General features: G+C 57.8%; 20 protein-coding genes and 2 pseudogenes. 6 read left to right on the forward strand and 16 right to left on the reverse strand.

From position 1 onward, the window contains the following. Positions 1-269: 269 nt before the first annotated feature. Entirely contained in the window at positions 270-1,382 is a 1,113-nt protein-coding gene (gene modC, locus ABIG06_RS16930; RefSeq protein WP_311740022.1) for a molybdenum ABC transporter ATP-binding protein, read from the reverse strand. A gap of 3,360 nt (positions 1,383-4,742) precedes the next feature. On the opposite strand from modC, the gene ABIG06_RS16935 reads away from it, so the two are divergent. The 3 genes and pseudogenes from ABIG06_RS16935 to ABIG06_RS16945 all read left to right on the forward strand — a co-directional run bounded on the left by ABIG06_RS16935 (position 4,743) and on the right by ABIG06_RS16945 (position 6,105). After that, positions 4,743-4,949 carry a hypothetical protein gene (locus ABIG06_RS16935; protein WP_050996247.1) on the forward strand — a complete coding sequence of 69 codons (207 nt, stop codon included), beginning with the start codon at positions 4,743-4,745 and terminating at the stop codon, positions 4,947-4,949. A 38-nt stretch (positions 4,950-4,987) separates the two neighbouring features. Continuing rightward, positions 4,988-5,566, forward strand: coding sequence for a hypothetical protein (locus tag ABIG06_RS16940; protein ID WP_050996249.1), 579 nt, complete (start codon positions 4,988-4,990; stop codon positions 5,564-5,566). A 63-nt stretch (positions 5,567-5,629) separates the two neighbouring features. Then, positions 5,630-6,105, forward strand: a pseudogene (locus ABIG06_RS16945) (NEL-type E3 ubiquitin ligase domain-containing protein). Between the two features lie 461 nt (positions 6,106-6,566). Here ABIG06_RS16945 and ABIG06_RS16950 read toward each other — a convergent pair. The 12 genes and pseudogenes from ABIG06_RS16950 to ABIG06_RS17005 form a co-directional block, all read right to left on the reverse strand. Continuing rightward, positions 6,567-7,286, reverse strand: coding sequence for a hypothetical protein (locus ABIG06_RS16950; RefSeq protein WP_036031124.1), 720 nt, complete (start codon positions 7,284-7,286; stop codon positions 6,567-6,569). A gap of 59 nt (positions 7,287-7,345) precedes the next feature. Further along, complete coding sequence (locus ABIG06_RS16955; RefSeq protein ID WP_036031156.1) at positions 7,346-8,095, reverse strand: hypothetical protein; 750 nt, start codon at positions 8,093-8,095, stop codon at positions 7,346-7,348. A 927-nt stretch (positions 8,096-9,022) separates the two neighbouring features. Further along, positions 9,023-9,262, reverse strand: a pseudogene (locus tag ABIG06_RS16960) (hypothetical protein); the annotation flags it as partial. A gap of 454 nt (positions 9,263-9,716) precedes the next feature. Further along, the gene (locus ABIG06_RS16965) at positions 9,717-9,902 is read right to left on the reverse strand and encodes a hypothetical protein (protein WP_424578354.1); all 186 of its coding nucleotides are present in this window, start codon (positions 9,900-9,902) and stop codon (positions 9,717-9,719) included. A 13-nt stretch (positions 9,903-9,915) separates the two neighbouring features. Next, complete coding sequence (locus tag ABIG06_RS16970) at positions 9,916-10,590, reverse strand: hypothetical protein (protein WP_424578355.1); 675 nt, start codon at positions 10,588-10,590, stop codon at positions 9,916-9,918. A gap of 119 nt (positions 10,591-10,709) precedes the next feature. Further along, positions 10,710-11,114, reverse strand: coding sequence for a tetratricopeptide repeat protein (locus ABIG06_RS16975; RefSeq protein ID WP_245333766.1), 405 nt, complete (start codon positions 11,112-11,114; stop codon positions 10,710-10,712). A gap of 216 nt (positions 11,115-11,330) precedes the next feature. Further along, a complete protein-coding gene (gene sctV / locus ABIG06_RS16980; RefSeq protein ID WP_124163623.1) occupies positions 11,331-13,421 on the reverse strand; it encodes a type III secretion system export apparatus subunit SctV in 2,091 nt (696 codons plus the stop codon). A 9-nt stretch (positions 13,422-13,430) separates the two neighbouring features. Further along, positions 13,431-13,859 carry a tetratricopeptide repeat protein gene (locus ABIG06_RS16985; protein ID WP_036031136.1) on the reverse strand — a complete coding sequence of 143 codons (429 nt, stop codon included), beginning with the start codon at positions 13,857-13,859 and terminating at the stop codon, positions 13,431-13,433. Positions 13,860-13,861: 2 nt separating this feature from the next. Next, complete coding sequence (locus ABIG06_RS16990; RefSeq protein WP_036031139.1) at positions 13,862-14,398, reverse strand: hypothetical protein; 537 nt, start codon at positions 14,396-14,398, stop codon at positions 13,862-13,864. Between the two features lie 33 nt (positions 14,399-14,431). Then, positions 14,432-15,325: a SctD/MshK family protein gene (locus tag ABIG06_RS16995; RefSeq protein ID WP_036031142.1), complete on the reverse strand. Its 894-nt coding sequence runs from the start codon at positions 15,323-15,325 to the stop codon at positions 14,432-14,434. A 115-nt stretch (positions 15,326-15,440) separates the two neighbouring features. Then, on the reverse strand, positions 15,441-15,632 hold the full coding sequence (locus tag ABIG06_RS17000; protein ID WP_036014847.1) for a hypothetical protein: 192 nt from the start codon (positions 15,630-15,632) through the stop codon (positions 15,441-15,443). A gap of 42 nt (positions 15,633-15,674) precedes the next feature. After that, on the reverse strand, positions 15,675-15,983 hold the full coding sequence (locus tag ABIG06_RS17005; protein ID WP_036031147.1) for a hypothetical protein: 309 nt from the start codon (positions 15,981-15,983) through the stop codon (positions 15,675-15,677). Positions 15,984-16,905: 922 nt separating this feature from the next. Here ABIG06_RS17005 and ABIG06_RS17010 point away from each other — a divergent pair. Beyond that, positions 16,906-18,351 carry a DUF1521 domain-containing protein gene (locus ABIG06_RS17010; RefSeq protein ID WP_036031150.1) on the forward strand — a complete coding sequence of 482 codons (1,446 nt, stop codon included), beginning with the start codon at positions 16,906-16,908 and terminating at the stop codon, positions 18,349-18,351. Positions 18,352-19,011: 660 nt separating this feature from the next. Here the strand turns inward: ABIG06_RS17010 and ABIG06_RS17015 are convergent. The 3 genes from ABIG06_RS17015 to ABIG06_RS17025 form a co-directional block, all read right to left on the reverse strand. After that, positions 19,012-19,437 carry a hypothetical protein gene (locus ABIG06_RS17015; RefSeq protein WP_225114932.1) on the reverse strand — a complete coding sequence of 142 codons (426 nt, stop codon included), beginning with the start codon at positions 19,435-19,437 and terminating at the stop codon, positions 19,012-19,014. A gap of 790 nt (positions 19,438-20,227) precedes the next feature. Further along, positions 20,228-21,094, reverse strand: coding sequence for a hypothetical protein (locus tag ABIG06_RS17020; protein WP_245454656.1), 867 nt, complete (start codon positions 21,092-21,094; stop codon positions 20,228-20,230). Between the two features lie 305 nt (positions 21,095-21,399). Further along, positions 21,400-22,095 (reverse strand): secretin N-terminal domain-containing protein, encoded by a 696-nt coding sequence (locus ABIG06_RS17025; RefSeq protein WP_199752385.1) that lies wholly within the window; start codon positions 22,093-22,095, stop codon positions 21,400-21,402. 184 nt (positions 22,096-22,279) lie between these two features. Between ABIG06_RS17025 and ABIG06_RS17030 the strand changes: the two genes are divergently transcribed. Continuing rightward, on the forward strand, positions 22,280-22,780 hold the full coding sequence (locus ABIG06_RS17030) for a nodulation protein NolB (protein ID WP_199752391.1): 501 nt from the start codon (positions 22,280-22,282) through the stop codon (positions 22,778-22,780). 8 nt (positions 22,781-22,788) lie between these two features. Then, the gene (gene sctJ / locus ABIG06_RS17035; protein WP_124163625.1) at positions 22,789-23,655 is read left to right on the forward strand and encodes a type III secretion system inner membrane ring lipoprotein SctJ; all 867 of its coding nucleotides are present in this window, start codon (positions 22,789-22,791) and stop codon (positions 23,653-23,655) included. Positions 23,656-23,661: the final 6 nt, after the last annotated feature.

Below are 23,661 nucleotides of genomic sequence, written 5' to 3' on the forward strand. Positions count from 1 at the left end.
GACGGCTGCGGGCTCGGCAAGCCCATTTATATCAAGACTAAAGGGCACCTGCTGCCGAGTGGTTGCGAAATCGAGATCTTTTCTCCCCTCGCAAAATCGATTGCGAGTATAACGTGCGTGCCCATTTGCTGGCCTCGAGTGTCGCTGCACCTGTCGCCGATGCGTACGCATTGGTGCCCGACATCCTGAGCCACATCGGCCAGTAGCCTATTCGTCTTTTGGAGGGTAGAGAACTGCCCGGAACACTATTCGGATCGATCTCATGTAGATTATCGATCACGGCCGGGATCTTGTTGGTGTTTTTCTCGCATCGGGCATAGCTGTCGAAGGTGCTCCTGCGAATGTGGTAGGCGTTGCAAGCAACCGCTCGGCAGCCCGAGCGGAACGGCGCGCGCGACCTCCGCGAATACTTGCCCTCCATTGCTAAGCCGTAGCGCATCAAAGGAGCGGCGTGTGACGCGCGCCAAAAGCGGCACGCCAGATCGGCCGGCTTCAAGGGTCAGAACCAAGGTGACCTCAGCCTCGCCGTGCGGCAGAGAGGCTTTTATGCGTGCTGGAAAAACATTGAGGATAGAGCTTGCGCGCCGAGGTTCGCGCGCAATGCTGACGTCGTCGGCAGCGATGCGCAGCCGCAGCTGCGCGCCCGGTGTAAGCGGCACTCCAGGTATCAGAAAGCGCACAGCTTTGAGGCGGAGCATGATCAGCCCATAGCGCCCGTCATACCCGCCGACCGTAGTATCAAGACAGACTGCCGCTTCGCCCCGCCTGGCAAGCGCCGCATCGCTCTGAATGACATTGAGCGGACCGGCCGTAGTCACGGCGCCACCCTTCATCATCACGAGATAATCGGCAAAACGCTCGATATCAGCGATGTCATGGCCGAAGTAAATCATCGGCAATGGAAGCGTTTGCCGCATGCGCTCGAGAAAGGGCAGGATCTCGCATTTGGCGGAGCGGTCGAGCCCAATGAGTGGATCGTCCAGCAAGAGTAGCCGAGGCTGGCCCAACAGCGCACGGCCAAGGGCGAGTCGCTGTCGCTCCGCTCCGGAAAGATCTGATGGCAAACGCTCGAGCAGTGGCGCCAAGGCGAGCAATTCGACCACACCATCAAAATCGATCAGTGCCTGTTCCGATTTGGACGCGTTGTATAAAACGGTGTGTCGTACAGACAAATGAGAAGAGAGAATCGGTAGGCGAAATACAAATGCGACGTGACGAAGATGAGTCGGTCGAAACGTAGTCTCATCCTGCCAAATCTCCCCATCAATCGCACAGAATCCATTCGGCAGGCGCTGGACGCCAGCGATGCAGCGCGCGAGTGTAGTTTTGCCGCACCCGGGCGGACCAAGAATCGCTGTGACGCCTTTGGCTGTACGCTGAATTGCGTATCTAGCAAAATGCTTCCGAGAGAGCCGTTGAAGGCAACTTCGATATAGCCCTTTTTGGCTTCTCTGATGAACCTTAGCATGTGCTGTATCTTCTCAGCTAAGTCAGGAGGCCAATGGCTGCAGTGGAGCTGATCGCCATGCTTCCGACGATCCACTCTATCCCGCGGCAGCACGGGCTTTTCTGCTCGCGTGAGGGCCTAGGGTAGGGGGCGGACTGCAGATTGGTATCAAGACCGGAGTCTTGTTGAGCAGCTCCGCGCCGCTAGGATTGTGGCAATCGGACGTTGCTCGCTGCACTTGCCATTGAGAGGTAAGCGCCCTTCCAGCAGCGCAAGGTTGTCAGTCTGCTTGGCGGGCCGAGCGCATGTTCGAATAGCGCGGCTTGAGAGGCTTGGCGGTAAAGCTGTCCGATCACGCCAGAGCCGAATACTGGCTCGGGGCCAGAACTCGGCATTACGGATCCCACAGCTTCGCGAGCCGATTCGAAGTTTGCGTCCGTCGCCACAATGGTGGCCTTTGCACTCTCAGGTGCGAGTAGCATCAAAGCTAGATCGATCATGATGAATCGAATTAACTTCATTGGAATCCCGGCTCCGCCGCGACCGCTTCCTTCGCGGCAGCTTTATCCTTACCCAGCAATCGGCGTGCCGTTTTAAGGAATACCTGGCCGGCTAGTGGCAAGGGAGGCTTTGCATCGGTCTCCACCCTGCGTCCTAAATCGCCGCATTGTAGGACCTTGGACGTTCGCGTCGCCAACCGCACATGCAGGAGCTATGAGATGGCACCTGAGGGTGAAACCATGCCTCTCGCATTGGAGACGGTGCTTCGGCGAATGTGCGGCCGTAAAACGCGTCAGTGATACACAAGTCGCTGCCTCCGGCTGGCGCACCTTCCGATCTGCGCGAAGGAGAAGGTTGGCAGCCTCTCTTCGAAAAAGCGCTGATATGAGATGATATGCGCTGTCCGCGCGCTCAAAGTGCTTGAATCGCCCGTAACGTCAGGATGTAGGCATTGCGAAGCAAAACGCCATATTGGGAGCCAACATCGGCACACAAGCGCTAAACGGCCGGATCTCTGTTTGATCCCGGTCCTCGCAATGCGTGTTGCGCCTAGCGGGACGATGATTCGGGGCGCCGTTATCATTGCGGCGCCCGGAACAGTGAGCCAGTGGCTGCCGAAGCGCTCGAATCCGGTAAACAGATCAGCCTCGCGGGGCAAAGAAAAACAGTTGAGAGGTTTGGTGAATCAAGAGCGACGAATGGGCTGGACCTGCAATGCGCATCGCTATTCGGCCGTCCTCGCTGCGATCGCGATCGCAGCGACGTGGTGCACAGGATATGCTCGCGCGCGAGATCGTCGGGCCGAGGAAGTCTTGGTGTCGTGCAAACCAGACGTGATCCGCTTCTGTGACCGCTTTACAGGCCGTAACGATGCTGATGTGGCCATGTTTTGTCTTACGGAAAACTTCAAAAACTTACGCCGCGAATGCCGACGCATGATGCCTACCGCCGCCGCGGACAAAAGCGACCGGTCGAGACAATCTCTCAACAGGCGTCCAGTAGGCCTTCATCCAGAGTGAGGCACGGCAGTTGCGAACTCGAACGATAGTGAGGTGTTCAGCCTGACCGGGCCCGGGGTTTGACCAGCTTGGTGGCTGCAAGTTGATCGGACTGAAGGATCAGCCTGCCTCGCGCAGCTCAACTATCTGAGGACTGATCCGTGGATCGATTGGCAGCAGTTGCGCTTCAAACAGCGCTGCAGCCATACGGCGACTTCGAGGCTTACGTGACGTTGCTATGGGTTCGCTGTAACGGGTCCGAACGACAACTGCGTAAGCTGAGGAGGGAATGGCCTGACATATGCAGGAATTCCGTACTGCTCACCAATCTATACCGTTATGGTCGGCGACTAGGTGTTTTTGGGCAGGTAAGCTAAGCGGTAGTGACGGGCAGACGATTCGCCGGAATATTAGCGTTGGAGTTGGTTTCCCTTAGATTCTCAGCTTGGAACTACCTTGGGCTGGACTGCCGGGCTCAAGGTAATAGAGTGCGCTAGGAAAACATCTTTTGTTAGCCGCTGATCGACTTCTCGAGGCAACCGCTTGATGCCATTGCGGCGTTTTCGATGGGCGCTCCAGGGGAGTCGCTTCGCCCGAACGTGGTACTCTTGAAAGAATACACTTCAGAGCTCAGGGCTAAAGGGAAGGCCGTCGATACGAGTCGTTGAAAGGCAGAAAGCTGTTCATGCAGACGCTTCTCCACGGCCTCCCGCTCCGCGCCAAGCAGACCAGTGCCAAGTAATCGACGGCAGCGCCAGATTTCGTTTCGCAACCATCTGATCTCACTTAATGTATCATCAATCGAAGTCATCACTGATATTCGTCCCTGGAGTATCAAGCATGGCGATCGTCTGAGCGGCCGTTGCTTGGCTCCGCATTTCTGCCGAATAGTTGAGCTGAGGACTTACGACTTTCCGCCCGTTGTCCCCGAGCAAGATGTGTGCAACTCTTACCAATCAATATCACCCGACACCGCGCGTGTGACGACTAATCGCGGCGGATTTTCGCGGTTTCACGGCGCCCCGATCGTGTGTCCTGCATAATTTCAGCGCTTCCACAAGCTTGGTTGGCCGACGAGCAGTTAAGTAGATCCGGCGTGCTATAGGCATTCACAATCGCTTACCCGATAACTAATCCATGGGCGAGGTGGAGCTTATCCACAACATGGGAAAGCCATGAGAACGAATTGTGAGGAACGCAAACCAGCCTGAGTGCGATCCACGGCACGCGCCAGCCAATCAAGAAGCGAACGCGGTTGCGATCTTGGTAATACAAGGTAAAATGTCGATGGACGCAGTGTCGAGCCAATTGAGCATTCCACAGACGGTCATTGCCATCGACATCGGCTGTGCACGCCTCAGAAGAGCGATTGAATAGCTTGAATCCCACGCTGCGCCAGGTTTTAGCGTTGTTGATGCGCCACAGATAAAGGTTGGCAGGCGTTGACGTCCCATCGCAAGTGGAGATCACGGCGACGACCTGTTGATTTCCAGTTTTCTTGCCTGCGGGCGATGGCCAGGAAGGCCATTTCGATGGTCGGCACGGGGCGCCTGGCCGGCATCGTCAAGTACAACTTGACGGTTGGAGCCGCGAGATAGCGTGGATGATGGAATGATGCGGGCAATAGGATGTGTCTGACCCAGCCTAGCCACCCCTTAGCTGGTGCAGGGAAAACGCGCTGGGTGAACAGCCAGCTCGCGAGCAAAGTACTCCAGCAGACGGTTCATCTATCCAGAGGCGGCGACAGGCAGCACTGATAGCGGCACGAGCGCTGCGGCGACAGCTTGGGAGGTCTCATGTCCGTTCAGACCAGCCTCGCGAGGGCGCTAGGCGAAAGCGATCGCGCCAGCGACATCGTTGAATTCTCAACGGTGGTGGTCACGCGCGACAAGCAACTGCGCAACGTGGACCATTCGATGTTCCAGCAAAAGGCGGAGGCTGAGTTTCGATCTAAAGTTCTGCCGAGTTTCGAGGAAATCCGCGCCGGAGGGTCGTGGTGTTAGGCTGTCTGCGGCCATTCTGACCGGGATGCGCCGCCTGAATGTCGACAACAATAAGCTGGCAAGCCTCCCCGACGCCTTCAAAAACGGTTCAGGAGTTGGACGCGCGCGGTAACCGCCTGACCCACCTGCCCCGGCTTCCGGCCGGGCTCCAGCGTCTGAACGTCGAGTACAATCAGTTGGCGGACCTGCCCGAGCCTCTCCCGGCCGAGTTCGAATGGCTCAGCGCCAGCCACAACCGGCTGACCAGCCTGCCTGAGGCCGTCTCGCACCAGCTGCTATGGTTCGGTGCCAGCAACAATCTGCTGACCAGCGTGCGCGAGACCCTGCTGACGCACCTAGGCCGTGAGTCGAGCGTTAATCTGGAGAATAATCCGCTCGCCGATTGGGTGCAGGCCGGCCAGGCAACAGCGATGCCGGACACTATGCCGGCCCTCAGGTTTTCTTCTCGATCACCGCTGGAGCGGTGGAAGTTCAGCCGCGGCCGCTACAAGAGGTCGCCGCGGACTGGCTCGAGGGCGAGCCCACGGCAATGGCCACTTGGCAGCACTTCGCCCATGAGGCGGGGGCCGCGGACTATGCACCGCTTCCTCGATGGGCTCCGGGGCACCGTGAACTAACATCATGAGGCGTTCCGCCAGGCGGTCGCCGAAGATCTGCGGCAGGCAGCCTTCAGGCCGCATTTGCGCGAGCAGTATTTCGAGATGGCTTCGGGAGCGAACGCGAGCTGCGAAGATCGCATTACTTTGGTCTGGAACGGCATGCGGACTGCACGCCTGAACGCTGATATCGAGGACGGCGTCTATGACGGGCGACTGGGCGAACTGCTCCAGAACGGCCGCGTCATGTTTCGCTCGGAAGCGCTTGAGGGGATCGCGCGCGAGAGGGCAATTCACTTCGTCGTGCCGATCCCGACGCAGATGTCGATGAGATCGAGGTCTACCTTACCTACCAGACCCGGCTGCGCGACGCGCTGGAGCTGCGGCACACCGCTCCCGACATGCGCTTCATGAACGTCTCTCACGTGACCGAGGGCGATGTGGCCAGGGCCGAGGCATCGGTGCGGGAGCAGGAAGCGGCGGAATTTCCGGACTATTTGGCAGCGTGCTGGCAACCAGGAACGCGTGGTGAGGCGCATCGCACCCCAAGACTATGCTGAAATGCAGGAGCGGCTCGTCGAGGCGATGAGCGTACAGTTTGAAACCCGCTTGAGCGACTGGCCGAGCATGGTCTAACAGGCGACGCCGATGCCGAGCGGGTCCTCGGCGCCCACACACGAGACGAGATCGCCCGCGAGATCAAAGGCGCGGTCATGCATCAGGTGCTCGGAGAATTCGACCTGAAGCTATGAGCGGCTCCCGAAGGAAGACCTCTTCGATCCGCCTAGCCGCTCACCAGCCAAGGCTGCTATCGTTTCTTGGACGGGCCGCCTGCATCAGCCATTGGCGAATGATCTGCCGTCAATTGCCCTCGCGCTGCCCGTGCGCACGATCGTAAGGTGGAGATCCAAGCGAACAGTCGTATACCGCAATTCATGCGTTCGCGTTGCGAACGCCATTGAAGTCAGCGGTCAACGACCACTCATAGGCCGGACGAATAGATGCGGATCAGAGCGAACTTTCAAGTGGCCCTTGTGCAACGTAGGCTATCGATATCCGTTCCCCGCCGACGATCGGACCTTCGCTGCGTCACACTCGAATCCAGATCGCGAAACAGGCTGTAATTCCGTCGGATCCATTGATGCAGCTCGGTGGACCAGTCCTTCTCGTTGCGCAGATATCCAGTGAAGGAAAAGCTAAGCCGGTCTATATATCGTTTGAGGAACAGCGGAAGTGCGGGAATCCGAATCACCCGCTCGTGATCCATCGCTTCCGGTAATTCGCCGCGCAGCACGAATTCATTGTGGACGGTGACCAGCGACGCCGGCGGAATTCGCCGCCGCAGCATTTCATAAGCGCGAAAGGAGATGCGGTCTGCGCCCGCGACGAAGAGGATGATAGGGGCGACATAGCAGCGCGCCGTCTCCTTCATGAAGCCTATCTCCTCGCACATCTTGAAGAATTCGTCGAAGGCGTGAAAGCCGAGGTCAATTACCTTGGGTACCCGATCGTGGATGATCAGAGGGTCCATCAGCTGCATCTTGCCGTAAGTGTCGATCACATCCGCGGTCTCCGTGATGTTGGGGAGGTAGTCGAGCAATGACGGCTCTTTCAAGTTCACATCGAACGATAGCGTTGCGCCGTTTTTCAGCAGCAAGAACTCGCTCATAGCCCGAGCGATGAGGGTTTTACCGACCTGCGGGCTAGGAGAGCAGATGATGTAGATGGGGGTCGCTAACATAGCCAGCAGATCAATTTCGTTCCGTACGTAGGCCCGACCGGAGCTCGCCGGATATGCCGCTACTTTTCGCCGGCCCGGGTGGCGGACTTGGCCCCCGCCAATTCCGTCAAGTTGATGCGATCGAATTCGCTCCAGACATTTGCCAGCCAGTGCCGGACATAGCCGCGCAGGACGAAGGAGTTGTTCGCAGGTTCATCGTTCCGTCCCTTGTTTGCCACGAAGTCTATGAATGGGATGGATGCGACTTCCACCTGCTCATAGGCCATCTCGTTGAGCTTCGGTATGGTCAGCTCAGTCGCATGTTTGATGCGGTGAAAATAGGAATTATAAGTCGCTTGATCCCACTGGAAGAATTGAGTGTCGTTGATGAAGTTCTTGACGAGGTAGTACTTTGCGCCGCTCATGAAAGTCGCGGTTTCCGCGATCTCGTCTAGCGAAGCGATGGATGATCCCAGGATGTGGAACACGGCGAATGTGATCTGGCCAGACCGTGCCGAGTCCAAAAAGCCGATGTCGCGCAAGGAAGCTAACGCAGAAGACAGTAGTCCTGCGCGAGCATCGATGACAGTGACGGATAGCCCTGAGTTCAAGGTATCGAAGATCTTCATCTGGTCCGCCGTCGTGGTCATGTCGACGATCTCAGTGATCTCGGGATAAAAGCGCTTCAGCGTTCCGCGGGGCGACTCTGTGTCGAATGCGCGTGTTTGCACGTTGTTGACGCTGAAGTAGTCCAGTAGCGTTCGTGATACGGTCGTCTTGCCGACTCCTCCCTTGTCCGCGCCGACCACAATTACAACTGGCTTCACCATAGAAACATCTCCTGAGACACTCGCCATTGCCGCGCGCAAGGTGCGCAATCGGCGCGTCTCTGCTTTGGGCGCGATCATGGCAGAAAGAAGGGGCAATGAACCTTCGATGCTGGAGCTCTGCAACTGATAAACGTTTTCAACATTAAGCGAGTGACGTGGTCCGATGATGCAGGCCTGAGAATGGAAGTAATCACTTGTATTGGTGATCTACGTGAGGTTTGTGGGCAGCTGGAATGCGCGGGCCAAGAATCAACTGTCCGCCTGTGGTGATCGTTGTGATGCCATAGGTTATCTATGGATGCCGTCGCTGCCGCTATCTACTTTTCATGAAGCGACGGAAACTAACGTAGCGTCAGATTGCGAGCTCGGGATGCGACGCGGTGCGACTATGGCTTGGCAGACCACAAAGCCCTGCTGGATTAGATGGTCGTCTCTTCGGCGGAGAGAGAAGCGGCTGGTAAATTCCTGAAAGATGACCCTGAACGACCGAGCTCTCACTCTCACTCTGGTGATGAATGTCGGGATATGCGAAGGCTGAAGCGCGTTGGTGACGCAATAGCAACCATGCATCGCTCTGCGGCGAGATTATCGGGCCACGGAGAACAAGATCGAATCCGGAGCGGGGCGCCGGCGGACGGCGCAGCATCGGTGGGGAAGCGATATCGGGCGTCCGAAAGAAGCGCGCGTCTGGTGGCCGGCACGGCGATCTTTGTCTTGGACACAGAGTTCGCCGAGCGACGTCCTATGGATCGAGAAGGACTTATTGGAATGAACGGTAGCCATGGCGGTGCGTACTCTCGGTGGCCGCTTCCTTGAAGCGGCAGACAGTGTACGCTCCGGTTTTAAAGCGCCCACTTTGATTACCCTGAAGATCCAACCCGGATTGTCGCCTTGTTTAAACGCGTTTGCGCAAAAAGCGGCCTCGAGAGTCACGACGGGTGTGCGATGATCCGGGATCACGACGACCTGCAGGCCGTTCCGCAGCGTGAAGTTTGGTGGTCGATCTGATTTGACCGTGCCGGCAGAGACGCTAGCCTCGTCAGGAAGGTGTAAGTCGGTGCCATTCTCCGTTGTGCGCTCGACCGCCGGGGCGGTGCGCGTCCTCGACTCCGAGGCTTCAGCGGCGGTGCCTGCCGCCTTGCCGGTGACCGAAAGCCGGTTCTTCATGGCATCGCCTTTCGCTCCATAGTTGTCATTATGGTAGAAGATCCGACACGGCACGGAGCCGTGTCTCGTCTTGGCAAACAGTGGAGCGAAAACCGGACCAATCGCCGGCCTCGCGTACGCAACGGCACACAGCGACGTTGCGCACAACGCGTCAGGAGAACTTCGCCCAATGGAGACTTCAGGTCAATCGAGCGCGATATGACGCCGGCACAACACCCGGCAGGCTCGCCCTCACACATCTCGCTCTAGAAGATGAGTAGCTTGACAATATTTCTCATGGACGCGAGCTGGAAGTCGGCGAGCAGCTCCTCGGAGTACACTGCGCCGAAGTAGTCCAGGACGAAGGTGCCAGAATAGCGTAGATTATCGGTCGCGCGGATCAGGTTATCCAGTGCGAGCCTGACCTCACCAAAGTTGATCTGGCCAATCGCTCTTCATGTGGTGCGTGTACGCTCTACATAAAGTCATAGTCATCATCATACGGATCGTTCGCGGGCTTTGCCATACTTTCGGTACACGTGGCATTGCTGCTATTGTCTTCAGTCGCGGCAAGATACAAAGGCGGTTTACCCGCTCGCTGCCATTTGCCTTCTTTGTTCTTCCATTTGTCTTCGTGCTTGGTGGGATCGAGCACCATCATCGAGTCGCTTACCTCAAGAAAGCCCAACGCTGCTGCGCGGGCTTTCGCTTCCGGATTGGAAAGAGTGGGAGAGAACAAGCGGTTTGTTACCATCGATCTGGAGCTGATGTTCAAGCAAGATATCGCCCGCGTTATCGACGAGCGGATGAGTAACCCTGAAAGCTGTCGTTGAGGTGATTTGATCTCGCCCAGGAAATTGTTTGCGCCAATCATCGTTGCCCTTGAACAGCTCACTCATGCGACCTCCGGGTTCCGTTCTCAGAAGCCCGACGCTCTTATTCGCGAGCTGATAGCTGAAAAATCGCGCTTTCTCCGAAATAGACTTGGTGCCGAAGCGAAACGCGGTGTCCGCTGTGCGTTGAGCCTTTTGAGACACCCAGCGAGAGTATCTCTGCGGATTAGCAGCAATATCCTCTATGTCTGCTCCATAAAAGTCCACCAGCTTCCTCTCGAATGAAGATCTTGAGATTTCAACGACCGGCGGCTCTTCAACCAGCGCGTATGGCGGAACTGGCGGCGAACTTGCATCAGGAGAGGAGATCGATGGCGCCAAATTCAGACTAGAGAATACATCCGAGAACCTTTGGCGATCCGTGTAGGAGGAAGAGTCATCGGTCGCGCTCGTTCTCATTTCATCGGGCTCGGAAGCACGTTCGCTACTAGATAGATTGATGATGTGCTGAAACATAACACTTTCTATTTGTATCGACGGGGGCTGCGCTGGTTGAGGTTCCGCGTTCATAGTAAGCCCAGCTGTCGGCAAGCTGAGCATCACTTCGCTATTCCGCCCCGCTCTTTATCGCCACGCTATCTTGAACGAGCCAATGCGTGCCGGCCGCCCGCCTGCGGTGCTGGGCTGGCATCGCCGGCCTCCGTCTTGCGTTCAAGGGCGAGGGACAGTCCGAAATTGTTGCGCAGCATCGGGTTTGCGGGTTCCGCTGCGAGAGCTTGGCGGTATAGTTCTTGGGCCTCCTGATGGCGGCCCTCGTGATCGAGAACAACCGCTTTGGCATTCAATGCGCGCAGGTCGCCAGGGGCTGCCAATAATACGCCGTCGAGCACCTCGAGCGCATCATTCGGACGGTTGCCTGCCAGCAGGGCTCGCGCAAGAGGAATCGCCGCATCGATGTTGTTCGGCTGTTGCTTCAATGCATCACGCAGAGCTCCTTCATCAGGATCTTGGCCGAGCGCGTGCGAAATGCGCTCGCGCACCGCAGGGTCGATCTCTTCGCTGTGTGCGAGGTCAGATGTGGACGTCTGCTGTGGTGAAAGGCTATGCTTATCTGGGGCAGCGCAGCCAGCGAGCAGCACACTAGCCAGCATCGCAAGCAGAGCCGGCCGCGGCCCTGGACTGGCGGAGCACAAATACCGGCGGCACCTGATTCTATTTGATCTCATAGGTTAGTCACGAGGAAGCGCTGCCCATTCTTAGTTTGCAGCTGTGAGAAGCGAGGAAGGCGCCTTGGGAAGCTTGACGGATCCAATCGGTTGGACCGTGAAGTCGGCGGCGAGATCTTGATACGATAGAACAGGCAGGTCGATCCCGTTGCGCGTGAGAAAACCGCGTACGAAACGCCGGATATCCATCGACCCAAGGACGACAGGCTGGCTCTTACTTTGCGCGATGGTCGCATGGATCTGACGAAATTGTGCAAGCAGCTTTTCGCTCTGCCATTCATCCAAAACGAGGTATGGGCCGACGGCAGTTTCCCGTACTGCGCCGCGGATGATTTCCTCGCTCTCACGCTCGATGATAAAGGCGACCACGACGCGATGGGCGTTCGCATACCGAAAGCAGATTTGCCGCTTTAAGGTAGCACGAACGTATTCGGTGAGCAGGACGGCGTTTTGCTCGCGTTCGCTCCATTCTGCCAATGCCTCCAGGAGCAAGCGGGTATTGCGGATTGGAATGCCTTCATCGAGCAATCGGCGCAGGACCTCGGCGATCCGGGGGACGGTGGCCGTACGCAGCACCTCCTTCACCAGGTCAGGATATTCCTGCTCCATCCGGGCGAGCAATTGGCGGGTTTCCTGGATACCCACCAGGCGCTGTGCATAGCGTGTCAATGTGGAATGGAGACGTAAGGCAAGAACTTCGCTCAGCCGATGATATCCGATTCCGGCGGCCTTGAGGGCCGCTGCATGCCGTTCTTCGATCCAGACCCGATTCGTTTCCGGGTCTTGCTGAAAGGGGATGCCGCTCAACTCGATGTTGGCCACATCGTCGTTGAGCGCCAGGTGCCCGGGATTGATCACATCGCGCTCAACTGGCACACTATCGACATCCACCCTGAATTGCGACGAGGACAAGCTCTCGCCGATCTGGGCCGGGATGCGCGGAATGGTGATGCCAAGGTCCGCCGAGACGAGCCTTGAAACACGCGAAATGCTCTCTTCCAGCTCGTCTTTGTCGATCGAATCCGTCAGGTTCGGTGCAAGGAACAACGCGATCGGAAGTGCTTCCGCATGCACCGGCTGCTTCTGGGCCGCTGCGGGTGCCGGCGCCGAAGCAGCGACGCTAGCTCCTATTTTAGCGGCAGGCTTGTCGCCTTTGCCGACCTTGACGAAGCTTGCCGCAGCGAACAGGACGGCCAGCACGAAAAACGGGGGCAAAGGAAAGCCGGGAACGAGCCCCATGAATACCAAGACGCAGGCGGCTAGCCTAAGCGCCTGCGTACTTGCGGTAAGTTGGTGAACGATATCGGCGCCGAGTTTGAGCTTGGAGGGCCCGTTGACGCGCGTGACAATGGTCGCAGCGGTAATTGACAGCAGCAACGCCGGAATCTGCGAAATGAGCGCATCACCGATCGTCAAAAGCGTATATTGATGCAGCGCCTCATCGAGCGACATACCTTTTGAGAGCAGACCGATGCTGATTCCGCCCAGCATATTGATGCAGATCACGATTAGCCCGGCGATCGCGTCTCCCTTAACGAACTTCATGGCACCATCCATCGCGCCATGAAGTTGACTCTCTTGCTCCAAGGCGGCACGTCGGCGACGTGCTTCGTGCTGATCGATGTGGCTGTTGCGCAGTTCCGCATCGATCGCCATCTGTTTGCCTGGTAGCGCGTCAAGGGTGAAGCGCGCAGACACCTCTGCGACGCGTTCGGCACCCTTGGCAAGAACCATGAATTGCACCATGGTCACGATCAAGAATATGACGATTCCGACCGCGATATTCCCTGAAATGACGAAGTCGCCGAATGTGTGAATGATGCTGCCGGCGTCGCCCTCGGCAAGGATCAGCCGCGTTGTTGCTATCGTTAGCGCCAGTCGGAATACGGTGGAGATCAGGATGACGCCCGGTAAGGACGAAAAATCAAGCGGTGTGGTGAGATAGAGGGCAACCATCAGCAGCAATATGGCAAACCCAAGATTGAAGCCGATCAGCATGTCGATCACGATGATTGGGATTGGCATGATCATCATGCCGATCGCCAGAAGCAGCATCAAGGCAACCATGAAATCCGGGTGGGCCGGAGCGCGCACGATGAAGTCACGCAAGACGTTGGCCATGATAGATCCCTATTGCTTTTTGATGAGGGCCCTGCCCGCGCGCAGTGACACATAGCGCTGGAAGACCTCGCGAGCCTCGGGCATGCGGCCAGCGTGACGCAGGGCGTGGCTGCGCAACAGGGTCATCGGTATGCGGGAAGAGGGTTGCGTATCGAGTGCGTCCAGCCGGTCCAACACGTGGAGTGCTTCGTCGCCAAGGCCCTCGGAGATTAGCGTGTAAGCTAGGATGCGGAGTAAACCGACGTCGTTGGAATGCTCGCGAGCTGCAATTCGCAACAGAGCCAGACTCTGTGCGCTCTGCCCGCACGCGAGATGTACATACGAGAGCGCACAAAGCAGGTCGCGCTCCGGCCCGGAGATCGACAGAATATCGCCGGATTTGGAGACTTCTGGCTCCAGGGGAGCGGGCACATGCTGCAATCCATCAGGATCGGCCATGGCTAGCCCTTGATTAAGCTGTTTTGATTTTGCCGGAGCATTAATAGCCGCTGTAGTTCCTGCTGCAGGATTGCCAAACATTCTCGCGCCGTTTTGTCATTCGGCGTCGCCTCCAACGTTCGCGTCAAGCGCTCCAGAAGAACACCATGCTTGTCGGCGCGCAGTACGTCCGGATGACGGAGGCGTGGAACGACGAAGGAGAGTAGTCCGCGGGACAGATTGGGACCATAGAGCGAAGCCAATACCGCGCGCGGATCTAGCTCATTTGCCCCTGCTTCGCTTTCGAATAGAGTGACGCGCTGGATGGCGCCGACGGAGTTGACCTCGAGCGCCGCTTCGCTCGCACCATCAATTGGCAGATCATGCGTAACCGCATCCCGCCACGACGCGCGCTTCGTGCCGCTATCCGCATGGACGCCTCCGACTTCGAGTTTATCACCTCGCGAGGGAGGCGAGCCGATGACCGGTGCGTGCTGGCCCGCATCTAATCCCTGCGATGAGGTGCCGGGCCCTACAGAGTGCTGGGGCAGCCTAGCCATCGCCTTCTCCTTCTTTCTTGCAGGGTAGAGACTTTAATATGGCAAAGCAGCAGATCGGCCGTTGCGACTGAGCAGAACACGTCCATCCTCAATTCGATCAACGGTCCATCCATTACTTAAGAGCGCGCCGACGAAATACTTCTGTCCGGCAATAAGCAGATAAGGTTCGCTTCCGCGCCAGACGGCTTGGACAGCAATCGAAGACGGCATCTTCTCCTCTTTCACCGTGACAGCATTCACAAGGGTCGTGGTACCGTTGGTTTGGCGATCGAACCATTGCTGGATTTCTTTCCATTTTGCGACGAGGTTCGGCGCAATTGTGCCTTCCGCGGTCACAACGCCGGGGCCGCGCCCGATCTTAACGTCAAGAAGGCCCGCTCGTTCGATTTCTTGCCGCAGCGATACGGCCATTTCATCAGCAGCTCTCGGATCGAAATGATCGACGGTTGGCTTAGTGGCAATCTCGACGGCGCGCGACGACTGGGTACTTGGCACCACCGCCCTATCGCCGGGGGAGAGGATAATTGAGACGGTGCCGATCACGACAGAGCTGAGCAGAACCAGGCTGAGTGCGATGATCGAGCTGCGAGAGCGCTTGCTCGAAGCAACTGGCTGGACATCCTCTGTCGACCAGCGGATGGACATCGCACCAGCATGAATGACCGCGGGTAGGGGCACTCTGACGCTCTCACCTGAAGTGATGCTCGCGAGGCCGTCTATGCTGATATTGGCGGCGAGCGCCTCGACTTCAATCGAATCGCGCTGCGCGATGATCCGAAGGTGATGCGGTTCAAGCCCTTGTTCAACGAAGATCATGTCGGCATCGAGGCCGCTGCCAACAATGCTTTCGCCGCCCGCTGCCTTTCCCTTGAGCCCGGTATAGAGCCCCGAAAGCACCTCGAACTCGAGCGAAACAGAGTCGTTCACGATAACCTCCTGAATAACGAGAGAAGCCGTACGGCAGTGCCGTACGGCTCATCCAGATTTCGTCATTCACAGCGCGGCGACGGTAGCAACGCGGTGAGCCACCCGTCTTGCAGAACTACTGAACGCGCTCGTCGGCGACCTTCTTCTCGGACGAGAGTTCGGTCGTGATTCGACGCATTGCCACGGCCTGGGCCTGAACTTTCTGGCTAACACGCTCGAATTCAGCCATCTGGTTCTGGAAGCCCGTATCGCCCGTCGGCTGGGCACCAGCAGCGCCGCCATTTCCGCCAACATTGTCAACTGCCATGTCTACTTACCTTTCTGTTAGGATAACCTTGGTTCTGACTTGTTACGAGTTGTGGGCCGGCGAGATGATCGCAGGAATCGAAAGGAACATGGGCGTACCGCCGAGCGTGCTGAGCCCAAGGTTCAGCTCCGGGCTCTTGCTGAGAGTATCTGACTTGGGTTGTACCTCGCTCTTGTCGCCGGCGTCTTTGTCGTCTGCGGCCTTATAGTGGTTACCCTCGTCGGGCACCGAGGTGTGGACCACCTTGTCAAAGACCTTGTCCACGGTCCCGCCCAGTGCCGAACCAATGGCCGCTCCGGCAGGACCGCCAAGGTATCCGCCGGCAGCGCTTCCGATCATTTCTCCGATCATCGCATTCTCCTATCCTCGTCTTGTTGCGCTCAATAGACGACTGCTCGCCTAGATTTCAGCGGCCTCATGCTAGGGGCGCTAGCTTTCGAAAAGCTGACGAGCCTCATGTTGAGGCGAGTGGGTTGATCTTTTGCGGCAGCCTTGCATCTGCTCGCAATCACCGGCTCGCCCGGGCGTTCCCAGCCCCGCCTATAATCGGCTTGGCTCAAGGCCGGGTTGGATGGTGCTTAGCTGCGCGTTCAGGAATGAGTTTACCTTGCGGACCCTGCACAGGCGCGTGGCCTGCCGGATAGAGCGCGGAAGCGGGATAAGGTCATAGAGTTGTGCGGGTCTCAGTCCGCGCTTGACTCGCTTGGCTAACATGGGCGGCTTGCGAAAAATCAGGTTCCGTGAAGATCCTAATGCCGGAGAGACTGGTGCGCGCGCGTGCTCAACCGATCGATCGCTGCTCGCAGATGATGTGCACGACCGGCGGGAGCGCTGATTGCGCGGGGAGGATGAGATGACTGGTTGATGACCGGCAGACGTGGCGTATCGCGAAGACATAGGGGCACATCTGGTACCAGACGATTCTTGCGGACAGGTGCGTTGAAGCTTGCGATACAGCTTAGCGAAGGATGCGTCTCGCACATGCGATCGATGTCAAAGTGCGTGCGGCTTCGCTCGCTCATCGTCGTCAGCTTTTCGACAGGTATTCGGGCTACAGTCTTTGTGAGTTAAATGCGGTGATGTGATCGTGCGGTTACCGTGGTGCGGCGAGAGGAAGATCTCATTAGGGCTGGTGGTTCTGGCAAGAGAAGCAGTCGTTCGTTCGGATGAGCTAATGGTGCGTTCTCATGCAAATCGAAGCTGCGTACCTTGGTTGACTATGCGTAGCGCTCGCAGTTTTACAGATTTCGTCTATGCAACAGGAGTAAACTAAATGCCGTATCTTCCCGTGGCCGGTCTTCCGGTGGTGGGCGCGCCCGACTCGATGAATGGAGTGGTGCCAGAAGGCGCGGTTGTCACTCCCGCCTTCAACGCCTTGTTGGGACAGTATGCTCCGGCGAGCTACCAGTACCTACCGGTGGCCTCACCAGCCCTCGTCAGTTCGGTCGCCGTTCCCGTCGTCGTGACGCCAGCCGTCGTTACGACCCAAGCGTACATGATGGCGCCTCCTCCTCCCACCATGCTGATGAGCCAGCTGAATCAAAATTCTGAGCCTGCTGTGGATCCGGTGTGGACGCATGAGGTCAAGGATGGCAAGGCCACGATCAACCTTGGGGACAAGTACACGATTACGGCCAATGAAAAGGATGGCACCTGGACAGTTCGCAACAACCAGACTGGTCATGTCACGGTAATTCATGGCGATCCCCACGTTGATGCCGACGGAGACGGCAAAGATGACTTCGATTTCAAGAAGGATATGACGTTTCAGCTCGACGACGGCACGAAAATTACTGTCAATAACGTCGACTACGGTAATGGTGAGGCCATCTCTTCAAAGCTTACCATTACGAACGGCCATAACGCGATGGTTGTCGAGGGGCTCGGCGACGACAAGGATGGCAAAAACAATCTAAGGGTGACGCAGTCCAATGCTGGTATGACGCTTGACGAGCTGACGTCCGATGGTGCCCAAACGATCCATGAGAGTGGCCAAGGCTGGGTCGATGGGGCCGGACGCGCGGTGAATCAGGCGAGCATCGATGCAGGCGAACAAGGGCGCGGGCCTGGTAACTACCAGTATGCAAGCGCAGCGCCTGCCTCTACCGCCCCCGTCTTCTTCGTTCCTCCGCCGCCGCCGCCTCTTGCGATGGTGCCTGTTGCGGTCGCCCAGGCACCGACGCAGTCGTCTCAGCCGGCGCCAGTCTGGTCGCATGAGGTCAGGGGCAGCAGGGCCGAGATCAAGCTTGGTGATAAGTATTCGATGCTGGTGGACGAACGTGACGGAACGGTGCTCATTCGCAACAATCAAACGGGCAAGATCACAGCGATCCACGGCGACCCCCACGTCGATGCCGACGGTGACGGCAAGATCGATTTTGACTTCAAAAAGAACATGACCTTCCAGCTCGACGACGGCACGAAAATTACCATCGACACCGTTGATATCGGCAACGGCAAAACGATGGCATCGAAGCTGACCATTACCAACGGCGACAATGCCATGGTCGTCGAAGGTCTTGGAGACCGCTTCGACGGTAAGAACAACCTTAAGGTGACGCAGTCAAATGCGGGCCGTACGCTTGATCAGCTGACTTCGGATGGAGCCCAGACGATTTATGAACAACCAGGCTCGGGCTGGGTCGATCGGTCTGGACGCCAGGTTAACCAGGCGATCATCGACAGCAATGAGAATCCAGGCACACCGTCGGACGCTTGAGTTGGCCGCAAGCCTGGCGAAGCGTTCTCAGCTTGTGGGTAAGTCACTGAAGCGGGCGTTAGCGCCCGCTTTTCGTGTTCGGCGAGGCAGATGAAGATAGTAGGTGCGGCGGCGTATCGATCTGGATCGCCGCTCTCATCTCGCGATCGGGGCTGTCTAAGCTTGGGCGCCAATCGTACCGACAGACCCGCCATGACCTCACTGATCAGGTACCCGCAACATTTTTCGATGCTGGTCTCAGCGGTCCAGGAGCTGTGCTGGTATGCGCGCAGCGAGCGCCAAAGCTGCCGACTTTATGATCTCAGAGGGTCTCTCTGACGCCCAATTTCGCGGGCGGCTCCAGAACCGATCTAGGACAGCCAGCTGACGGAATTGATCATCAATGGGGAAGCGGTTGGTTCCGCTTGAAACCTGCTGACTGAAAAGCACTCGATGAATCCGCATCGAAGAGTGTGGCGTATGCCCGCCTAGCTAGACGCTGCGGCGTCTTCCGAGAGTTCCCAGTGCGATCGGATTGCGACCGGCCGCACCGCCAACCTGGAGGACCACCTAAGACGCGTCTAGCGGCTGGTTTGCCAAGTCGGCTGCTTCGCCCGGTCGTTCTCGGTTCGGCTTGCCTTCCGAAGAGTCTTCCCTGTGCGCGTCTGATAATCCGGGCCTTCACCCATCATCTAGCTCGCTCATAGCGTCATCCATATCTGACTGGGAATCGCTTATGACCTGGGTGGCGACGGCAACCAGAGCCTTTTCGAAGGCTCGCTGCAACAATGCTGCGGGCGAGTTGTCGCCGCCGTTCGCGGCGTTGTCGGTGTTTGTGCCAGCTTCTGGCGCCGTTGCTGCGATATCGGCTGTGCCTGTGTCCATGTCATAAAACCCAGATAGCGGCGGCGCCGCGAGATGACCTATTCCCGCCGTTCTAGCAGGGACAGCTTGCAAGAAGCTGACGAAGAGTGAGGCTGGATTAATGCTGTGATTCCTGCGCTCAGTGATCTCGGGTGGCTCCGCGCCTTTGGAGTTTGATGCGCAAAGGACGGTGCCGGTTCGAATCATTCGGCCGCTGTTGTCTCCAGGAACATCGGCGCGCATCGGTCCGGCTCCAGGCGCGACTGAGGGCCAGTGGATCGGATGGGCATCTGCGCTCGGCTGCCGTAGAGAGCTGGCCTCTGTCTCACGATACGAGCTAAAAAGCTATCGACGGAGGTGCGCCTTGCCCGGCTTCTGAAACAGGCCATCGCGTGCAAGTGGCTGCTTTGGCCCGGCTGCAAAAAGGAGATGAGAGACCTTGGGGTGCCGAACAGAGTTTTCGCGGATCAATCCGTCGATCTCTGATGATCATGCTTTGGATGATCCGCGGGCATACGTCACTGAGAGCTGTTATCAGCAGGCCGTTACCGCCGGATGCTAGAGTCCTCGTTTTGCGAATGATCAATCGTTCGCCAAGGAACGGCGGACAAGCGGCAGAGCAAGCACTTCGATGTTGAAGGTGCTCAGGGGGTCGGTCATACCCTGACTCTCCTGATCCGGAACGCCCTTACCCTCATCTCGACGGCATGAACGTCTCGCGGTGCTCTTAAATCGCACCGTACTCGCGGGTCCGGCGCGCCAGACCTGATTTCGCAGCTAAATTGCGATGTTCTTCTCCGCGGGCCATTGTGTTCTCAGCGAACCATTGAGAACTGTTTCACGCATTCGGCTCGCGCGGTCTTTGATTTGGCCGCTACCCCTCGCGAGCTGGTCTGGCACTTAGGAGTGGCCGGAAAAGAGAAGGGTGGCCGCGAATACCCGCCGGCAAGCTCGCCTCTCACCAGGTGTCCTGCGATCTCTGAGTCTTTGTCGGCCCCGCGGAGATCGCCCTTCCGTTGCACGGCTGCAGCCGTTAGGGGATGGGCGGATCTTCCGCATCTAGAGGTTGGTCTTGCCCTCCCTCTTCAGGCCAAAGGGTCGGATCTAGCGAAGGTGTGAGACGAATGAAGTCCTCCTCTCTCCATTCGGCCGTATGAGGCACGCCGAGAATGGCGAAAACTGTTGTCGGGTTGTCTTTGCTTGGCTTCACTCCGCTGCGCTCCAGCATGTCCATCTGAGCGCCGGTGGCTGTTTGAGGCGTAAACACCCAATAGTCCTTGGCGAGATGTCCGTCCCACATACGGAACTCGGAAAGTTCTGGCGGAGCTGCGGAAGACCCAGGTTGGGCCGGTCCCGCCTGCAATGGCCGGGCATGGGAGGGGCCGGCGTGCGACGGCTCACCCTGAAAAGGGGCGGTGTGCGATGGTCCTGCATGCGATGGGCCCGCTTGTGGCTCACTGTGCCGTGGCTCGGCATCAGACGGGTCGACATCCAGATTCTGCCATATCAGATCTTGATCGAAGCCGGGATGTTCCTCGATCGCCTGAGCGATGGTCTGCGGCGAGAGATGCTGCCGGCCGTTTTCCGGCTCAGGCGCGGCGACAGCCGCAGGCGCGGCATTTAGATTATCCTGCCAACCCGAGTCTGGCGAATGGGGATGCGCTAAATCTTCGTAAGGCGGATACAGGTGTCCGGTATCAAAGTATGGAGAGTAGGGATGGCCCGCGTCCAGATAGGGTGAATAAGCCTCGCCCTGCAGCAGTGGATGGGCGACGCCCTGCGCCAAAGCGGGAGCCTGTGCGTCGCTGAGCTGCCGGTCGAATTCGGTTGCATCTGAAGCCGTCCGTGCTGCGTCGGGCTCCGGGCTCGTATTCGCCGGGGCGACTGCATTGAAATCCACCCTGTTCCTCCTTCCAACTGATGACGCGCATCGAGTTCCGCGAAGCCTCGGCTAGCTCGGAAGCACACGTGCGGAGGCCCACATTGATTTTTAATACTCGCGCCGCCTGCAAAGACAGCACTACCTAATTTCCCTTGAGCGCCTGGTCTCTGATCCCTCTATCAGGGTTGCCCCAAGCAAGGCAGCCGTCCAGACCTCGCAGGCTCATGCTGGGGACCGTAGCTTTCGAAAAGCTGACGATCGGATGAATATAGGCGTACGCCGGACGGACCGACTTTGCTCGGAGCGGTTTTGCATCTTCGACCTCACTTCTGGCCTGGACCGGTTTCGCGCAAAGTGCCCTCATGGTGCGGCGTTTCGGGAGAACCTTCCGGCCGCCCGTCTCGCAAGACCGTGCTCGAGGAACCGCGAAACAACATCAAAACCGACTCGCGTTGTGGCCTCTCGGCTGCGACGGGGCCGCGCCGGGCCTGCGCTTCCGCCACAAGGCCTTTAAGGGTCTGGTCCACCAGCGCAACAAATCGGGGTGGGCCAGAAGCAAGGATGAGGCCCTCTCCCGGAGCCGGTTTCACGATATAGCGCTCATCCGAGATGTTGAGCGCGTCGAGCGCGGAGGTGAACGCATCGAAGCTGATCGGGTTCAATACGATGAGCCGGCTTTGCGCCTCGTGGGCGGCGGAGATGTAAAGGACGAGCCCGTCGTAATACCACTGAAGATTGTACAGGTTAGTCAAACGATCAAGGAATTCTCGTGGCGGCAGGTCCGGCATTCGTCCGCGAATCCGGCCCTTGACCTCGGCGCTGACATTGACCCTGATATTGAGATTGTTGCCGAACTCCTGCAGCGCCGCAGGAAGATCCTGATCGAGAACAGTGTAGCTATAAGGGGCGGACGGCAGCGAAAGGGATGCAGCAGACGAGCGCATTATCCCGATACAGACAAAAACGCCGGCACAAAAAATTCTTGTTAGAATATGTACGATCGTGGATCGCGCGAGCATTCCCGGACGCCTTCCGCTCATCATCAAGTTGGAGTTTGGTCCTAGCTTGAAAGCGAAAAGTGATCTTTAGATGACGTAGTCAGACCGATCTCCGTCAGGTTTTCGTCAGCTCGCCAGCCTATGAACTTGATCGGTTCATCGGTTAACGCCTAGGTCTCACCACACGAGCACAATGACTCATTCCATGTTGTTAGGCGCAACGCCGATCTCTCCCAGTCCTGCCGACTGTCTTTCCAGTGCCTGCTCGCCCGCAGCTGCTGGCGAGCAGGCGGGCTTTGAGCAGTCCCTAGCGCAAGTATCTGCAAATCAGGGATCTGCTCTCCCGCCTGCGGATCGGCCCGTAGCGGCTTCGCCGATATTGGAGGTCCAGCGCACGAATGTGCTGGCAAGTCCGCCGGGTGACCGAATCCTCCAAACCCTTTCCAGTATGTACCAGGGCCGCGCCGTTCCTCCGGCGGTTGCGTCGGCTGCCGTGACTAATGTACAGCCTGGACCGGCTACGCAGCCGCTTTTGCAGACGGATAACGTCGGTGCACATGCGGATGTTAAACCGGTTGGAGCCGATTTTGAGTCGATGATGACGAATCTGCGAGACGTATACAGGGACGTTATTCAGGTTTCCCTCGTCTCTAAGGGCACCAGCGCTGTCAGCTCGTCGCTAAACAAGCTGCTATCGGCCGGCTGAATAAGCTGATGACTGGCGATATGAAGAGGGCTAGCTGTGGCGGCCGTCAATCGTGGCGGCGGCTTCGCGTGTGTCTCGCGATGCCCCTTCTCCTCTCGCTGATCGGCTGTAAGGCTGATCTCTACACCAAAATTCAGGAGCGCGAGGCTAATGAGATGCTCGCGCTTCTCCTTAGCAAGGGCGTTGATGCTGTCCGTGTTGTCGCCAAGGACGGGACCAGTACAATCCAGGTCGAGGAAAAGCAGCTCGCTTATTCGATTGACCTGCTAAATGTCGAAGGGTTGCCGCGCCAATCCTTCAAGAATCTCGGCGAGGTGTTCAAGGGATCGGGCCTCGTTGCCTCGCCGATCGAGGAGCGGGCACGTTACGTTTATGCTCTAAGCGAAGAATTGTCGCGCACGATCAGCGATATAGATGGCGTCCTTTCAGCACGCGTCCACGTCGTTCTGCCGAAGAACGACTTGTTGCGACAAGATGCGACCCCGTCCTCCGCCTCGGTCTTCATTCGCCATGGCTCCAGCGCGAAGCTCTCGGCACTGTTGCCGCAGATCAAGATGCTCGTCGCAAACAGCATTGAAGGCCTGTCCTATGACAAGGTCGCGGTCGTCTTCGTGCCGGTCGAGCGCGCTCCAATCGAGCAGTCTGCCGCGCCGGTAGTTCCTGCGGCTCAGTCAGCAAGAGCGGGCTCAGCCCCGTTACTTGCGCTTGCTGTGGGAGGCGCCGGAGCGCTATTCGGCATCGTATCTTGCGTATTGCTGGGCCCGCGCATGCGTCAGTTTGGACGATCATCGCGCAAGCTGAGCGTGTTTGGTAGGGGCTCGCGTGTGTCTGCTGAGCAGGAGTCGGACAAAAAGTTGATTGCTGATGCGACATAGTCTGGA

The sequence above is a fragment of the Bradyrhizobium sp. USDA 326 genome (assembly GCF_049739485.1).
Classification (GTDB): domain Bacteria; phylum Pseudomonadota; class Alphaproteobacteria; order Rhizobiales; family Xanthobacteraceae; genus Bradyrhizobium.

What these genes read in the sequence shown, in the direction of transcription:
- ABIG06_RS16935 (WP_050996247.1), top strand. Translation starts at nt 4,743, where the DNA reads ATGTCCGTTCAGACCAGCCTCGCGAGGGCGCTAGGCGAAAGCGATCGC.
- ABIG06_RS16940 (WP_050996249.1), top strand. Translation starts at nt 4,988, where the DNA reads ATGTCGACAACAATAAGCTGGCAAGCCTCCCCGACGCCTTCAAAAACG.
- ABIG06_RS16950 (WP_036031124.1), bottom strand. Translation starts at nt 7,286, where the DNA reads ATGTTAGCGACCCCCATCTACATCATCTGCTCTCCTAGCCCGCAGGTC.
- ABIG06_RS16955 (WP_036031156.1), bottom strand. Translation starts at nt 8,095, where the DNA reads ATGGTGAAGCCAGTTGTAATTGTGGTCGGCGCGGACAAGGGAGGAGTC.
- ABIG06_RS16965 (WP_424578354.1), bottom strand. Translation starts at nt 9,902, where the DNA reads ATGATGGTGCTCGATCCCACCAAGCACGAAGACAAATGGAAGAACAAA.
- ABIG06_RS16970 (WP_424578355.1), bottom strand. Translation starts at nt 10,590, where the DNA reads ATGTTTCAGCACATCATCAATCTATCTAGTAGCGAACGTGCTTCCGAG.
- sctV (WP_124163623.1), bottom strand. Translation starts at nt 13,421, where the DNA reads ATGGCCAACGTCTTGCGTGACTTCATCGTGCGCGCTCCGGCCCACCCG.
- ABIG06_RS16985 (WP_036031136.1), bottom strand. Translation starts at nt 13,859, where the DNA reads ATGGCCGATCCTGATGGATTGCAGCATGTGCCCGCTCCCCTGGAGCCA.
- ABIG06_RS16990 (WP_036031139.1), bottom strand. Translation starts at nt 14,398, where the DNA reads ATGGCTAGGCTGCCCCAGCACTCTGTAGGGCCCGGCACCTCATCGCAG.
- ABIG06_RS17000 (WP_036014847.1), bottom strand. Translation starts at nt 15,632, where the DNA reads ATGGCAGTTGACAATGTTGGCGGAAATGGCGGCGCTGCTGGTGCCCAG.
- ABIG06_RS17005 (WP_036031147.1), bottom strand. Translation starts at nt 15,983, where the DNA reads ATGATCGGAGAAATGATCGGAAGCGCTGCCGGCGGATACCTTGGCGGT.
- ABIG06_RS17010 (WP_036031150.1), top strand. Translation starts at nt 16,906, where the DNA reads ATGCCGTATCTTCCCGTGGCCGGTCTTCCGGTGGTGGGCGCGCCCGAC.
- ABIG06_RS17015 (WP_225114932.1), bottom strand. Translation starts at nt 19,437, where the DNA reads ATGCGCGCCGATGTTCCTGGAGACAACAGCGGCCGAATGATTCGAACC.
- ABIG06_RS17025 (WP_199752385.1), bottom strand. Translation starts at nt 22,095, where the DNA reads ATGCTCGCGCGATCCACGATCGTACATATTCTAACAAGAATTTTTTGT.
- ABIG06_RS17030 (WP_199752391.1), top strand. Translation starts at nt 22,280, where the DNA reads ATGTTGTTAGGCGCAACGCCGATCTCTCCCAGTCCTGCCGACTGTCTT.
- sctJ (WP_124163625.1), top strand. Translation starts at nt 22,789, where the DNA reads ATGACTGGCGATATGAAGAGGGCTAGCTGTGGCGGCCGTCAATCGTGG.